This window comes from Virgibacillus sp. NKC19-3, assembly GCF_019837165.1.
In the GTDB taxonomy this organism is placed as follows: Bacteria; Bacillota; Bacilli; order Bacillales; family Amphibacillaceae; genus Virgibacillus_L; species Virgibacillus_L saliphilus.
This window is the reverse complement of sequence record NZ_JAGYHC010000001.1, coordinates 1188133-1203261: the sequence shown is the minus strand read 5'-3', so window position 1 is coordinate 1203261 and position 15129 is coordinate 1188133. Positions and strand designations below refer to the sequence as shown.

The 15129-nt window shown below is 37.7% G+C and carries 17 protein-coding genes and 1 pseudogene; 2 read left to right on the top strand and 16 right to left on the bottom strand.

Translation table 11 applies throughout. From position 1 onward, the window contains the following. Positions 1-25: 25 nt before the first annotated feature. From KFZ56_RS05950 to KFZ56_RS05915, 9 genes and pseudogenes are all read right to left on the bottom strand, one after another. The gene (locus KFZ56_RS05950; protein WP_222640904.1) at positions 26-208 is read right to left on the bottom strand and encodes a hypothetical protein; all 183 of its coding nucleotides are present in this window, start codon (positions 206-208) and stop codon (positions 26-28) included. A gap of 244 nt (positions 209-452) precedes the next feature. Continuing rightward, on the bottom strand, positions 453-593 hold the full coding sequence (locus tag KFZ56_RS19840) for an ATP-binding cassette domain-containing protein (RefSeq protein WP_222643906.1): 141 nt from the start codon (positions 591-593) through the stop codon (positions 453-455). 63 nt (positions 594-656) lie between these two features. Further along, positions 657-845, bottom strand: coding sequence for an HU family DNA-binding protein (locus tag KFZ56_RS05940; RefSeq protein ID WP_222640903.1), 189 nt, complete (start codon positions 843-845; stop codon positions 657-659). 240 nt (positions 846-1085) lie between these two features. Next, a complete protein-coding gene (locus KFZ56_RS05935; protein WP_222640902.1) occupies positions 1086-1481 on the bottom strand; it encodes a GNAT family N-acetyltransferase in 396 nt (131 codons plus the stop codon). 135 nt (positions 1482-1616) lie between these two features. Further along, positions 1617-2750 carry an IS200/IS605 family element RNA-guided endonuclease TnpB gene (gene tnpB, locus KFZ56_RS05930; protein ID WP_222640900.1) on the bottom strand — a complete coding sequence of 378 codons (1134 nt, stop codon included), beginning with the start codon at positions 2748-2750 and terminating at the stop codon, positions 1617-1619. Continuing rightward, a pseudogene (locus KFZ56_RS05925) lies at positions 2737-2963 on the bottom strand (transposase). The gene tnpB and the pseudogene KFZ56_RS05925 overlap by 14 nt, the downstream one beginning before the upstream one ends. 226 nt (positions 2964-3189) lie before the next feature. After that, on the bottom strand, positions 3190-3654 hold the full coding sequence (locus tag KFZ56_RS05920) for a TetR/AcrR family transcriptional regulator (protein WP_255584869.1): 465 nt from the start codon (positions 3652-3654) through the stop codon (positions 3190-3192). After that, positions 3618-3821: a TetR family transcriptional regulator gene (locus tag KFZ56_RS19490; RefSeq protein ID WP_255584867.1), complete on the bottom strand. Its 204-nt coding sequence runs from the start codon at positions 3819-3821 to the stop codon at positions 3618-3620. Before KFZ56_RS19490 ends, KFZ56_RS05920 begins: the two co-directional genes overlap by 37 nt. A gap of 242 nt (positions 3822-4063) precedes the next feature. Continuing rightward, complete coding sequence (locus KFZ56_RS05915; RefSeq protein ID WP_222640898.1) at positions 4064-5074, bottom strand: alpha/beta fold hydrolase; 1011 nt, start codon at positions 5072-5074, stop codon at positions 4064-4066. Between the two features lie 308 nt (positions 5075-5382). Between KFZ56_RS05915 and KFZ56_RS05910 the strand changes: the two genes are divergently transcribed. Both KFZ56_RS05910 and KFZ56_RS05905 read left to right on the top strand, forming a co-directional pair. Then, positions 5383-5634 (top strand): hypothetical protein, encoded by a 252-nt coding sequence (locus KFZ56_RS05910; RefSeq protein WP_222640896.1) that lies wholly within the window; start codon positions 5383-5385, stop codon positions 5632-5634. Positions 5635-5704: 70 nt separating this feature from the next. After that, complete coding sequence (locus tag KFZ56_RS05905) at positions 5705-7471, top strand: DUF2207 domain-containing protein (RefSeq protein ID WP_222640895.1); 1767 nt, start codon at positions 5705-5707, stop codon at positions 7469-7471. A 115-nt stretch (positions 7472-7586) separates the two neighbouring features. On the opposite strand, the gene KFZ56_RS05900 is transcribed toward KFZ56_RS05905, so the two are convergent. From KFZ56_RS05900 to KFZ56_RS05870, 7 genes are all read right to left on the bottom strand, one after another. Continuing rightward, complete coding sequence (locus tag KFZ56_RS05900) at positions 7587-8921, bottom strand: hypothetical protein (protein ID WP_222640894.1); 1335 nt, start codon at positions 8919-8921, stop codon at positions 7587-7589. Positions 8922-9048: 127 nt separating this feature from the next. Further along, entirely contained in the window at positions 9049-10437 is a 1389-nt protein-coding gene (locus tag KFZ56_RS05895) for a sensor histidine kinase (protein WP_222640893.1), read from the bottom strand. A gap of 6 nt (positions 10438-10443) precedes the next feature. After that, entirely contained in the window at positions 10444-11154 is a 711-nt protein-coding gene (locus tag KFZ56_RS05890) for a response regulator transcription factor (protein ID WP_222640892.1), read from the bottom strand. Between the two features lie 343 nt (positions 11155-11497). After that, positions 11498-12229 carry an ABC transporter permease gene (locus tag KFZ56_RS05885; RefSeq protein WP_222640891.1) on the bottom strand — a complete coding sequence of 244 codons (732 nt, stop codon included), beginning with the start codon at positions 12227-12229 and terminating at the stop codon, positions 11498-11500. Positions 12230-12245: 16 nt separating this feature from the next. Then, positions 12246-13001, bottom strand: a complete 756-nt coding sequence (locus KFZ56_RS05880) for an ABC transporter permease (protein ID WP_222640890.1) — start codon at positions 12999-13001, stop codon at positions 12246-12248. Further along, positions 13001-13918, bottom strand: a complete 918-nt coding sequence (locus tag KFZ56_RS05875) for an ABC transporter ATP-binding protein (protein WP_222640889.1) — start codon at positions 13916-13918, stop codon at positions 13001-13003. Before KFZ56_RS05875 ends, KFZ56_RS05880 begins: the two co-directional genes overlap by 1 nt. Before the next feature lie 290 nt (positions 13919-14208). Next, positions 14209-14697, bottom strand: coding sequence for a hypothetical protein (locus KFZ56_RS05870; RefSeq protein WP_222640888.1), 489 nt, complete (start codon positions 14695-14697; stop codon positions 14209-14211). Positions 14698-15129: the final 432 nt, after the last annotated feature.

The window sequence follows — 15129 nt, the reverse complement described above, 5'->3', positions numbered from 1 at the left end:
TCGTACTCATGGTACAAGCTTATCATTATTTTCCTCCTAAATTATAGACAATCAAAAATGCAATGACGCTCACGATATAAACAATAAATAGGCGTAATGCTGGTTTTAAGTTGCTGTTCTTGTATCCATTTTTTACAATTTCTACGATAAATAAGGAAACAGCCAATAAAAAGGAAACGATAGCCACCATAATAAATACCTTTTCCATCTTTTTCACCTCTTTATTTATTAGGATATCTATACTGTAATAGGCAATTATTAAAAAAACTTTAATTTTTGATAATGAATAAAGAAAAATTTCCTTTCAAACCTGTAAGAGCCGTTTATCTATAATCCGTTATGCCCAAGCAAATCATTTTATAGTTTCTTATCAAGCAAAAAAGAGACCTTAACACATGTTTAAGCTCTCTAAAACAATGCCATATATAATACGCACCTAAATTCATTTCCTGTTATCTTTGCAGGTAAATTTTTCCAAATGATCCCGAAATCTTATCGAGTATGGTACCAAACGTATTTATTGTTGTGCTTTTACCAGCTCCATTAGGCCCCTTAAAAGCAAAGGTACTGCCGCTCTCTACGTCGAAGGTAATTGGTCAGTAGCATTGAATTCTCCATATTTTTTATGAAAACCTTTACAGTAATGATATACCCCATTACGCCCCTCCCTTTTTGTTAAAGAAAGTCATTAGTTTATAAATCTTATCAAATGCTCCGGACACACTTGTGGAATTGGATAGCTCATCATCTAATACATTTTCCAATGCATTCAGCACCTTTTCACAATCAGTGATACTAACGCCAGTGCTTTCCGATATTTTACTCATTAGCTCTACATGGTTCATTTATGTTCTCTCCTTCGCCATGAAATTTTATAGACTGACTGTCGATCTATAAAAAGAATAACCTAAAAAAGCGATATAGTCAAGATTTTTTACATCATTGTATAAAAAATTATCAGAAATCTATTCTTGTGTACTTTAGTGGTTCAAGGGAAGACTTGAACTTGACTTACGTAGCTTTCAAACAAAAACCAAACCGTTTTTAGATTCGTTAGGAATAGGAATTAATATTTTTCAACCGATTCACTCCTTAATCATCGTGATAAATCCAATCGAATTATTCAAAAATTTCATTTTGCTAACAAAACCAAATTTCTCATATAGATGAATGGCTCTATGGTTGAATGTAGCCACTGTTAGGCGAAGTGGTGAATGGGCATTTCTATAAATATACCTAAGAATAAATGAAAAAAAGATAGATCCATTGCCTCTACCTGTTAATTCAGGTTTCATCCCAATTCCAATGTCTACAAACCCTTCTGGATAAGCACCGAATGGAAAACCAGCAGGAACTTGTGCAGATTTTCCCATGCAGAAGTAACCCACCAATTCTTCATTACTTTTGTCAATAACACAATAATATTCATCCGCAAGCAATTCTTTTATTGCATTAAAAGGTAAGTCTTGAACTACCCCCACTTATCGACCTTGCGGTAGATTGAAGTGGGAGATTCTTGGGAACAGAGCATACTTGTTAACGTATTTCTTTGTCAACAGCGGTGTCTCTTATGGACCAAGCTACCCCCGTAGATTCCTACGGTTCTATATTTTTATTTAAGTCAAGGCTAATGTTCGTAAGCCTTCGACCAATATGTTTTTACTAGCATTTACATCTCTGTCATGATGTTCATGGCAAACAGGGCAAGTCCAATCCCTTATTTCAAGCGATTTTTTCCCGTCTTGATGTCCACAACCGGAACATACTTGACTAGATGGAAACCATCTACTTATTTTCACAATTATTTTACCATACCACTTCGCTTTGTATTCTAATTTAGTTACAAAAGCAGACCATGACACATCAGAGATGGATTTTGCTAACTTATGATTACGTAACATTCCTTTGATATTCAAATCTTCGATACAGATAATATCGTGGTTTTTGATTATTTCTGTACTTAACTTGTGAAGGAAGTCGTCACGTTGGTTCATCAATCTTTCGTGCAATCTAGCAACTTTTATCTTTTGTTTCTGATAGTTTTTTGCATCAAGAAGGTTCATACCATTCTTTTTAGCATGTAACGCACGTCTTGACAGTTTTCGCTGTTCCCGTTTTAGTTTCATTTCCATGTTTGAGGTAAAATTATGATTGTCAAACTTGCAGCCATCTGAAAGAATGGCAAAATCAGTAATACCTAAGTCTATGCCAATAGATGATTCCGTTTTCTCCAATGGTTGTACTTCTACTTCTGCAAGAATAGATACGAAATAGTTGCCACTGGGATTCCGTCTAATCGTTGCTTTAAAAATACGCCCTTGCACGTCACGACTTTTGGCAAAACGTACAAGACCAAGTTTTGGCAACTTGATTCTATTACCTACAATGGCAATATTCCCATTCGTATGCTTGGTTGTATAGGATTGTACTTTATGCTTTTTAGACTTAAATCGTGGTACCTTATTTTGTTTCTTGAAAAAACGACTATAGGAATCAGCAAGGCTTTTAAGTGATGACTGAATAGCAATACTGTCCACTTCTTTTAACCAAAACAATTCCTTTTTTAGCTGTGTAAGTTCCGCTGAACACGAATGATAAGTCAATCCTTTACCTGTTTCTTTGTAAACATCGTTCCATTGTGCTAGAAAATGATTGAATACAAAGCGAGAACAACCGATTGTTTTAGAGATTAGGATTTCTTGTTCTTTATTTGGATAGATACGAAACTTATATCCTTTATGGACTCGCATTGCTCCCGCCTCCCTTCATTCCTTGATTTTCAATATATTTCATGACTACATGGATGGGAGAACCACCAGTAGTTCGTCAGCAAAAGCTTCTTGACCAAATATCCTTAGCATAGTCAGATGCCTTGTCACCAAGACTTCTCTACGATATTTCTCAACTAGAACAAGATGGTAATACATGAAGAATACGGAATGGTTATTGCTATCTAATTTCATTCTAAGTCAGCTTTTCCCTTATCTAAGACGGATGATATCATTAAGATATTAAGGGAGCGGCAAAAAAACTTTAGGCTATCGCCTAACCTTCATTCATCTCCCTGACAATTAATTGTTCCATCCATATCTCTCCTTCAAATTAATTTGAAGAAAATGATCCATAATGTCCTCAGCAAACGTTGAATTCAGGCCATTTCGTATGATCCAAAGATACATGTCCCATCCCCTATTCTTTTGTTAAAATCTTCATCAACTGCTGACTGATCATTTCTTGTTCTGTTCCAAGCATTCTTTCTGCATTAAAGGCAAAAGCCCTCATTCTTTGCAACTGTTCCTCGTCCGTTAATTCAATCATCCCATCGTCAAGGATCGTAGTAGCATACACCAGCAGCATCTCCACACTTTCATAAGGGTAGACTGTGTGAAAGATATTTTCATCTATTCCATCCTGGATAATGCTTGTAAAAATTGGTGTGATTTCGAGAAATAAAACCTGTTGCATTTTCTGATGCATCAGGGCGTTTTGCGGCTTATGAATATGTGTCATTACTTCTTCAGAGACAGCTCCACTCACATTTAATGAAGTAATTGCCATAAGCAATCGTTCAATAACGGGGATTTCCTTGTTCCTTGCAATTCGTTGTGCGCCTTCGATTACTTTTTTGTTATAACGGTCAATAATCCCGTCCATGATTGCTTCTTTACTTTCAAAATGATAATACAGGGTCCCCTGGCAATTCCAACCTTCCTCAAGATATCATTGGTGCTTGTTGCATCATAGCCCTGCTCATTAAATAAAGCTTCTGCCACATCCAGAATTTCATTTCTTCTCTCCTGTGCTTCCTTGGTCTTCCTCATCATTGCTCCTCCTTGCATAGACCGTCTGTCTGTCGAATTAATTGTATAATCTAGATTATAATGAAAACGCCATAAATATGCAATTACATATCCTCCTATCGCGTAGATACAAAAAGATTGTCCGCCTATAGGAGGGTATAGAATAAATAGATTCTGTAGATTAATGTCAAGAAGATAAAACACGATAAATGCTGAAAAAAGAGTGACTTAAGAAATAAATTCACGTTTTTAATATTCCTGATTTAACTAGACAAAAATGCTTCTTCAGCTACAGGCAAAATATCATCTTGAATAATTTTATAAAATAACGCTTGTTCTTCGATAAAGGGAGTGTGCGAAGAATTTTCAAATGTATACATTTTCTTTAGTGGTGCTTCTACTGATTCATAGAAACGTTTTGCTTGTGTGTATGTCGTTTGATAATCATGCCGGCCTTGAAGAATAAAGACTGGAAGCTGAAGCTTTGGAACAAGTTCTACTAAATCTGCGGTAGCCATGACATGCCCTAGTGATTGCCAACCTAAGATAGCTCCCTTAAAACTATTGATTCTTTCTTTCAACGTATAATTTGGACAAGAAAAAACATGCCTCAACCTTTCTGAATTGGCGTAGCCCTCACGCTTAAAACCGCCACCATACTTCTCGGTGAATTTAGCTCTAATTGCACCATAAGCGCGATTTTGATAATAGTTTTCATCAAAAGTTACATTTCTCATTCGCTTAATCGCACGTTTATCATTCTTGTCCATCGCTGTTTTTAAAATAAACTGATAGGCTTCTCTTTCTGATTCGAGATGAGATCCTATTTGACCAATTCCAATATAGGCATAGAACAGCTCAGGACTTTTTTGCACCACTAGACTCCCAAGGTAACTGCCCCAGGAATGACCAAGAATAAATACTTTATCTCGTATGTATTTATTTCGCAGATAATTGGTCACCTCAATTGTATCATTAACTAATTGCTCCACAGTCAGGCCTTTTTTAGCTTCTTCCGCATCATATGACATTCCGGTTCCTCTTTGATCCCAATAACACACATCGAAGTATTGTTCCAATTTTAATCCATGTGCTTTATTAACAGGATAAGCAGGAAACCCGGGGCCACCATGTAAAAATAGAAGTAGTGGTTTGTTTTGATTTAACGATTCTATAATGATTCCTTGCTCCACACCGTTAATTTCGATATATTCCTTGGTAATGGTTGTACTTCCTTCATCATTTTCCTTATTTTCCATGAATCCCGATTGCATATGGACAACTCCCTATATAATCATTTACCCATTGTTGACATTCGCGTTTGCCGTTTCGTCATTTCAATTATTATAGTGTATAACAAAACATCAAGACGTTTGTATCGTTTATACCGAATGTCTTTTAACTTGCCGATTCAATTACTTTCAAAATGTAGAAAGAAAACCTTTTTCTCATGTAACTATATTGCTTAGGTTGGTCATTGAAAAAGAATAGCTAGTAGCATTGAATCATATAGTTAAGTAGCGTAATATTCAATGTATCAGAAATCAAATGACAGATCCACAAATGGTAGGACGTGATTATATTGAGGAAATATTTGGGTACTGTTACCATACCCGTCTTGCTGGTGGCGTATTGGATTTATAAATCTTTCATCGAAGGAACAGAAACTGGGGCCATGCCGTTACTTATGGTTGTCTATATCATCGTATTTATTTGTTGGTTATTTAGTTACCGCGGGTTCTGGAAAACATTTTCTGCCTTCATTCTTATAGCTATTCCAGCAGTTTTCATTCTCTTTACACTAGTTTTGTTTGTTAGTTATCTAGTTGCCTAGTTCTTGAAATATTACTCCGCCTGTATTGATTAAAAAATCTTCCTAATGACGAAAGCGAGTGAGTGACACAATGAACAAGCCGATAAAGATTCTTGTTGCCTTTACGATAGCAACTGCCATAAATCTAGGACTTACACTACCGGTATTTGCCGAAAATGCGATGAGCGATTTACATATTGAAGTAGAATTACAAGAAGATGGCTCAGGCATCGTGACAGAACACCGTCATATGCATATGGATGAGGGTACAGAGCTTTTCATCAATATGGACAATCTTGATGGGGCTGAGGTATCGGATTTTTCCGTCGATGGGTTTGTAGAGGAACCCAACTGGGACCCCGATGATTCACGAGAAGAAAAGGCTGGAAAATATGGAACATTATCTACAAAGGATGGCGTTGAATTGGTTTGGGGAATTGGCGAATACGGGGACAATACGTATACGCTAACCTACACTCTATCTGATCTTGTTCGTGATTTAGAAGATGGACAAGCCATGCTTTGGAACTTTGATACCTTTTCAGATATTCCTGCCCAAAACGTGACAGTTGAGATTTCCGGTTTTCAACCGTTCACGCAGGAAATGGCCGATTTCTGGGGATTTGGTTTTGATGGGGACATGCAGCTTGTAGATGATCACATTGTATGGGAATCAAATGGGGAAGTCGATGGAGATGTGATTGTTTTAACGCAATTTCCACCCGATGTCTTTCAAACGCAACGAACAGCAGATATGACGTTATCCGAACAACAAGAAGAAGCAATGGATGGGTCTGCTTATAATACAAGTGACAATTCCATGATAGCTTTTATTATCGGTGCTGCAATCGTTGGATTTTCTCTATTAATCGGGATCGGAACCTTCCTCGTTATCCGTAAAACCAATCAAGCGAAACGAGAAGCCGGCGCCATGAAGCCTCTCCATAAACGGATAGCAGAAAATAAAGATAAAACCTATGAAGCAGTTCCTTACACTGGAGATGACTATGCAAGTTTGAGTGCTCTTTTAATGCAGTTGCATCTTGGTTATTTCGAAGATGTCTTTCAAGCCTATCTATTGAAATGGTCGATGAATGAGCAAATATCGATGGAAGTAGAAAAGGAAAACAATTTTTTCGGAAAAAAATATCGCACGACACTAACGATCAATGATGTTGAAAATGAACGGGATAACTATCCAACAACCTTTGGGAAAGTAACGGCGCAAATAAAAGAAGAAACATATGATGAAACGTATGAAACAGGACTGTGGACGATGCTCTTAGATGTGGCGGATAAAAATGGTGTCATCACGGATGAAGCCATCCAAAAATGGAGTAAAAAACATGCAAATGAAGTAAGCACCTTTGCTGATTATCTTAAAGACTATTCCGAAGACTACCTGAAGCAGCAAGGATTATTTTCATTTAAAGAAATAAAGCCACTTGGAATAAAACAAGCAATTACGGTACCCAGTGATGAAGGAGATGAACTAGCGGATCGTTTGCTACAGTTTGAGCATTATTTGCGTGAGGTCGATATCAATCAATTCACAGCTGCTTCCAAGCCACTTTCATTACAAGATATGATGCTATGGAGTGTATTATTTGGCATGAGTGATAACGTATCCAAAAAGCTAAAAGGTGTGATCCCTGAAAACATATCTCAAGAAGACTGGGGATATCATCATTACTGGTATGGCGCTTACTACACTCGTGCAACCTTGGCATCAGGATTAGCCAACGGCGGATTCCACTCCAGCACTTCATCTGCAACTGCTGCCGGTGGAAGCGGTGGTGCTACTGGTGTCGGCGGAGGTGGCGGTGCCGGTGGAGGCGGCGGAGGTGGAGCTCGTTAAGCGGCCTCTTCTGCTTCCAACATGATCCGTAATATAGAGTACAAAAGGAGGTCTCCACAAATGAATGGTATGCATTTGCGGAGATCTCCTTTTCATTTATCCTTCTAGGTTTTACCTAAAATTCCTTCTCTTCTACTTCACCGGTTTCTTTATCGACTAGGTACCAGCCGATCGTATTTGTCATCTGCACTTCATCGTCATCTCCTGAACTTGAATAGACAAACGCCTGAACCGTAAAATATCCTTCTTCATCCTCCTCATCTTGCACCATGGCTTTCACTTCTTCCCGGTCAGCGTCTTCATGTTCATCCACATAATCAAACACGTTTCCTGTAGCGTCTTCTTCCGTTAACGCAGCATTTTCCTCCTGCCCATCCGTACCGGAATCATCTTCCGAATGACTGTCATCATCTGCAACAGCATCATGATTGTCGTCCATTCCTTCCAACAATGGATAAACAGAAATAACCCGGTCTGTTTCATTGACAAGCTTAAGTTCCTCTACCTGAAAGTCAAGTGCTGCTAATTGAAGAACTTGCTCAAAATCTTCACGCTCTTGCTGTGACACTTCAGCATCCTCATTCTTATGGTACGTAACAACCGCTTGGTTTCCATCAATCATTGCTTCCTCAATTTCTACGCCTTCGTGGATTCCGGAATAATAATCCTCTTCGTCGTTCGTGGTGGTTTCCATTGTTTCGACCGTCTGATTAAAATCAAGCAATTCGTCATCTTCTGTATAGATTTCTTCTTCCGCAACAGCACCACTTATATACGTGTCTTCCCCCCGTTCCGATTGTTCCGGTGACACGACATAGTAGCCCCGATTTGGCTCTTGCTCTATGTCAACCGGCTCTTCCCAATAATTTTCCGCAAAACCAAGTCCTCTCTCCCCATCTTGATTAAAAAGATTAAACGCATCCAATCCATATCGAAAGCCAATCTCATGCAGGACTTCCCAAAATTGCGCAGACTCCGTTGAGGCCATACTTAAATCATCATCTTCACGATAAAACAAGTTCGCTGCCGTTCCATCGACTTCAAAATCAGTTGTAGCAGAAAACAGGTCACGTTGTGAAGGGTCGCTTTCCATGAACGATTGATGTAAACGCTCCTCGCTTGTCAGTTCATCAGTTGTCCGCGTGAAATAAAGCAGGAAATCCGTTCCTTCCAGCCATTCGCCATAAATCAGGTAATCTCCTGCGACTCGTTCCTCTGTATAATCCTGTTCTTCTGCTTCATTATCCTGATTGCTACCTTCATCCTCATCTTTCACTATGTCCTTATCAGACGAAGTATCTTCATTAGCATCGTTTGCCCCTGTCTCGATTCCATCTCCCTCATTATTTGACGACGTTTCATCCGCAGAGTCTGTTTCGTCCGTATTATTACAAGCTACTACCATGAAACTAATGAAAACCAGCCCTAAAACTACCCCTACTTTCTTCAAAATAATTCCTCCAAAATAAGCGATTTGTTTCAGAACTATTCCCGGTATTCAAAAAACCAAACCATTTGCGCCTTCCCAACGGATCATCAGCAATCTTCCTGTAGATATAGGGATATTCCCCATGAAATCACTTCGATAAAGGAATACACATGGTCATTTTCACCCCTTTTTGTGAAGCATGATTCTCCATGCTAAACACTCCTTCATGTGCTTCAACAATTCTAGATACCATAGGTAAACCTAATCCATGCCCCTGTTTGACGTCGTTTACGTTTTTTGAGGTATAAGGTAAGGAAGTTAGCTCAGAAATAAATGCTTCAGGTATCCCTATCCCATCATCGCTAACAATGAAACAATACATCGTATGATCTTCTGATCGTTTCGTTTCGAGAACAATGTTGCAGCCCTGAGGATTGTGGGTAATACTATTTTGTATAAGGTTAGTGAGTGCGCGAGATAGTAATTTCTCATCACCAATTATTTGTCCTGCCTCATTTGAGATTTGAAAATGTATATTATATTTTTCTTCCAGACCGCCATTCAAGAAATCAGCTGCTACCTCTCGAACGATTGCAGATGGTCGCATTTCTTTTAAATGCAGTGGTTGCATTTCATACTCTAGCATGGAAACCAAGTTTAAATTATTTACAAGTTCTCGGATTTTTTCAGTATGACGTCTGATAATTGCAGCCTGATCTTTATATGCTGCTGGAATTTGCTTATTATCTTCCAATTCACTTGCATAACCAAGTATAATAGATAAAGGAGTTCTGATATCATGCGAAATACCGGCAATCCAATTGGAACGCGCTTCATCCCTTTCTTCTAGTGCTTTCTTATTTTCTTGAATTTTGGAAGAAGTAGTGTTAATACTTGCGGCTACATCTCTAAATAGCCCCTTCGTGTTTACATTTACTTTTTTCTCTCTGCTTAAATCATGAATTCCACTAATTAATGGACGAATGCCTTTAATGAGCTTCGTACTTAAAATAAAAGAAATGAATATAGCCATAGCAATATTAATGACAAGTAAAATACCTATTCTTAATGGAGTAGATTGTGCCCCTTCTGACCAAAATTGAAATTGGTACTTCCACAAGCTGGCTTTCGGATAGCCAACTACGAATAACCCACCTTGTTGTTCCCATGTATATACAGGATAATCGTTTAAATAATACCTTGAAAATTTTGCAACATCTACAAGGCCATAGGACCGCGGAACATCTTCTGGTAAATCATACTCCCACATCACTTCTCCATCATGATCTAATAACATCGCCCACGCATCATTATTCTGAAGAAACTTCTGACTACGGTTGTGTAGGGTATATTCGCCATCTTGTAATGCTAAATCCTCTGTTAAACGCTCCATTATCTTCTTTGGTGAGGGAGTGTTACTAAGTTCATCTCTAAATATTAAGGTTCCCAACAGTATAAAATTAACGGCAATAAGCAGAAAAGAAATGAGTATCGTGCTCATAAAATAACGACGTATGATCCGAATGACACCATCCATTTACACTCACCCCTCTTCTGCTATCAACTTGTATCCAAGTCCTCTTACGGTTAGTAAAAATTTAGGTTTGGAAGGATCGGCTTCTATTTTTTCTCTTACTCTTCTTATATGAACCATCAATGTATTCTCATATCCATAACTTTCTTCTCCCCATAGAAATTGGCATAAAGCGTCAATCGTTACAATTCTTCCTTTATTTTCATAAAGTTTTATAAGTAGCGCGTGTTCTTTCGCTGTTAGTTGCAAGGTACGATTATCCCTTTGTACCGTAGCGCTTTCCAAATCAATTGTGACTTCGCCTAATTGCAATTTAGACGCTTGCTTAGCTTCTAATGGGGCATAAACACGTTTCAAAACTGCTGTGAGACGTAACACAAGTTCACGCGGAAGAAAAGGCTTGACAATATAATCGTCTGCACCAAGTCCTAAACCAAGCAATCGATCCTCTCCCTCATCAAGAGCTGTTAGAAATAGAACAGGTAATTCACTGTATTTCCTTATAGCAGATAATAACGAAAAACCATCTCCATCTGGTAATACAACATCCAAAATAGCAATGTCTGGTTGAATAGTGGAGCAGATTTTCATTGCTGTTGTATAATCCTCGGCTGGATATACTTGTGAAAAACCATTCTTTCGCAATATATCCTCTAGCATCGTCCTTATTTCCCTTTCATCTTCTACAAGTAATATTTTCCTCTCTTTGAAATTGCTCATAAGGTACCTCCCTGACATTTCCATAGAAACCATATGGAAACGAATCAACATATAGATATATCATATATATTATTATACATCATGACTACAATGATAGATTATGATGATCTAATAAGCGAAAAGCATATGGAATGGCCTATTGTTTATTCCCATTGTTCTTGAACTACTGCAGGTAATGCTTCAAAGCTCACTTCTTCCCAACAGGTTACGCCTCAATGTTTTGTATGATAAAGCTGAATATAAGCACCTTTCTTCGTTGATTACTTGCCGAAAGGGCTAGTTCTTTTTCCTTTGCGTATGACTTTCCATCATTTAAATCTCATGCAAATACCTCCTTATCCATTCAAGATGAAACAATATCATTTGTTTTCAATTGACGGATCGATATCGTCGAAAATAAGAGAATAAACAGGATATTCATTCCCCAAAATAAGAAATGTTGAACTCCTACTAAACTATCTTGATTAAGTACACTTAAGCCAATTGTCAACAAAGAAAATGGAAAAACCACACCTACATTGGCTGAATAAGTAAATAAACCAAAAAAGACAGCACACAAGCTTATTCCAATAGGAGTAGCAAAACTACGAAACCGAAGAGAAAGCCCCAATTGAAAAGCGATGATAGATAAAGAAGCAAACCAGCCTCTTAATGTCCAACCGATTATTTCCACGGGTAGCGAACCTTGCAAGGATAATAAAGTTCCTGCGATCCAGTACAATCCAACAAAAACAAGTTGAGCAAATAAGATGAACATGCTCACCATCACAAATTTTGAAACATATATACTGCTAATAGAGACAGGTGCTGCCATAACCATGTTCCAATTTTGGTTCGTGTGTTCCAACCGACAGATATATGCACAGCATATGGCGATAAGAATCGGCAGGAAAAACTCACCATAGAAAAGACCAACCTGACTCCAAAGGCTAAACCAGCCCCCTTCCAACACTTCTTGATTCATATAAAAATTTGCGCTCCCAATAAGGAAGCTTAAGATAGGTAAAATCACGATGACGAAAATAATTTTAGAATGTCTTAATTTTAAGCCTTCCGCAGATAAACGCTGTCTCATTATTTTTTCCTCCTTGTTAAATTTCCTGCCTGTTTAATTGGATTCTGCCCAAGTGATAAAAAACAGCTAACATCACCAAAGCAGCGATGATTAAGGGAACATTTAGACTTTCCGGCACATAAACCATTCCTAGTGATTCTGTATACGAATAAGAAACCGGACTTAAATCTAAATAATAGGCCCAAATGAAAAGGTGTCTGATAGAAGAGGGAAACATGGCAGCTGTCATACCGATAAAAGCCCCTATCATACCTAAGCAAAGAGCAAAAGCCTGATTTTTAATCGCTAGAGAAATCCATTGTTGTATAGCTGTAACAACCAATGTCGTTATTAATGCCCCTCCTAAAAATGGAATAAGTAAATGGAATGGAAAACTTCCTGAAAAGTTATTCAGATTTCCATAAAGAACCATAAACACCGTCTGAACGATAAGGACAACGAGTAATAGAATATTGGAACAAATATACTTAGCAGAAAATAATTTTCCTCGCTTCACATTTGTAGCCACAAGCATTTTCCAAGTATCTCCTTTATGCTCCATATCACAAATACGAGATACGACAATCGCTGTAAGAATGGGCATAAAAAGTCCGTTCATACTCGATACAAGGTATATAATAGATTCCCATCTTGCATCTTCCGGATTATTAGCTATCGATTGGGAAGCAGATATAAATGCCGAAAACATCTCTACCATAAGAAAAAGGATCATCATGAGCCAGATTTTTTTCCGGCGTATCTTAAAAAATTCTAATCGCAGCATTTTTAACATTATAGATTTCTCCCCTTCCCAGTTAATTCCAGGAAAATATCCTCTAAGCTTAATTCCTTCTCTTCAATCCGTGTTACCATAATATCGTTGTCTATCAATCGTTTATTGATCTTCGCCACTTCTGCATCTCCATTATTCGCAAACGTTATTCTTGATGCTTCCAGAGACAAATGATAACCATGACGTTCAAGCAATTGCTGTGCACTTATATCGTCCTCCGTTTTTAATTGGATGGTGCTGCGGCTTTTTTGTCTTAAGTCATCCATACTCCCCTGATACAGCAAGTTTCCATCATTAATAATGCCAACAGATGTCGCCATTTGCTCCATTTCTGAAAGTAGATGACTGGATAGCAAAATCGTCATTCCGTAACGTGATGGTAATGATTTAATTAGTTCACGCATCTCACCAATTCCGGCTGGATCAAGTCCATTTGTTGGCTCGTCCAAAATTAGTAGCTTCGGAAAGGATAGTAACGCCATAGCCATTCCTAAACGTTGTTTCATACCTAAAGAGTATTGGTTCACTTTTTTATCTTTTTGCTTTTCCAGTCTCACAATACGAAGTGCTTCATTCACATTCTCCATGGGGGCATCTCGAAGACGCTTCATTACTAACATGTTCTCTAAACCTGTTAAATGTCCATAATAGGATGGGGATTCCACTAATGAACCTGTATGTTGTAAAATCGATGACCGATACTTACGAAGATCCTTTCCCAATATATGTATCTCTCCTTCTGTCGGCTTAATCAGGCCTAATAGCATTTTTAGAGTTGTCGTTTTCCCTGCCCCATTCGGCCCTAAAAAGCCATAAATTTCTCCCTCTAATACGTGAAGGTCAACCTTGTTTACACTTTTCACAGCTCCATGCGTTTTGGTTAAATGGTTTGTCTCTACAATAGGCTTATTCATCATCTAACTGCCTCCATATAATTATGATTACATTTAGTATAACGAATGAACCTTGTTACCTCTTAAAGGCTACCTTACATTTACCTTAAGAATATAAGATCGAATCCTTCGCTTCACTTTAGTAGCTGAAAATTAGTAACTAGGGAATTTTTATAGTAGGGTAGGAGGAGGGATTTCTCCCTCGCACACTAAAAAATCACCACTTGTCAGAAAGGATAAGTGGTGATTTATCTTCGTATAAATTATGAAAATAAAATCTTGATTTCTTATAGTTTATTCATTACTAACGCTTTTTAATATCTTTTTTCATAAGGGCAAAGAAAGCAAATTTTCCCTGTAATTCTGTTACTTATTACTCCTTCTTTAGGTATTAATGTAATCTTTTTATCCCCAGATTTAAAACGAAAGGGATGATGATTTCCGATTCCTGCACGTAACTGCACTCGTTGTGCTTTAAGTGCTAAACGACATAGAGATTTGGGAGCCCTAAAGCGATTGATCTTAACCATTGGAAAGTTTTCAACTGGAGTATCACGCAGCACATTTAACACATCAATATTAGGGTCAAAATCTGGGTTTCCCCAATCTGAGTAAATTCGTGCTTGATTCAATGTAGTCATTTCGGATAGATTATCGAATATGTGCGCAATTCCTCTGTCAATAACTAAAGCCCGATCTGGGTTACCTTTGAACTCCAGAGTTTCATGTTTGTGTATCTCTCCCTTTAGTAATTTAAGAAACAACTTTAATATCGAAACCATTTTCCTTTGCAATTTGCTCAATTACTTCATCAGAGGAGCCTTGTTCAATAGCCTCATTGAAATGATAAATATCCCTATTTCATCGGATGAATCACAAAATGGCAAAGAGATGGAGGGTATCTCAGGTAAAGGAAGTTTTGAAATTAACGTTAAAACAATCTCAGGCCATATCACAGTTAAATAGTACAAAAATGGTATTCAACGCGCAGTAAACGTTATGAAAAAAGATCATAGTATAAATAATTTTATCATGAAAAGTAGATTAGATGTTACAACTATGGATATTTGCATTAGGTATTGACCTCATTATCACTATCTCATACTTTATTTGGCCGAGAAAGGAGATTGATTAAGTAGTATAAAAACACAACACTTCATTGAGCAAAAAGAACTTCCGATTTTATGGAAGTTCTTTTTCATCAATATCTAACGGGGAACCTTTAACAAGCCAGA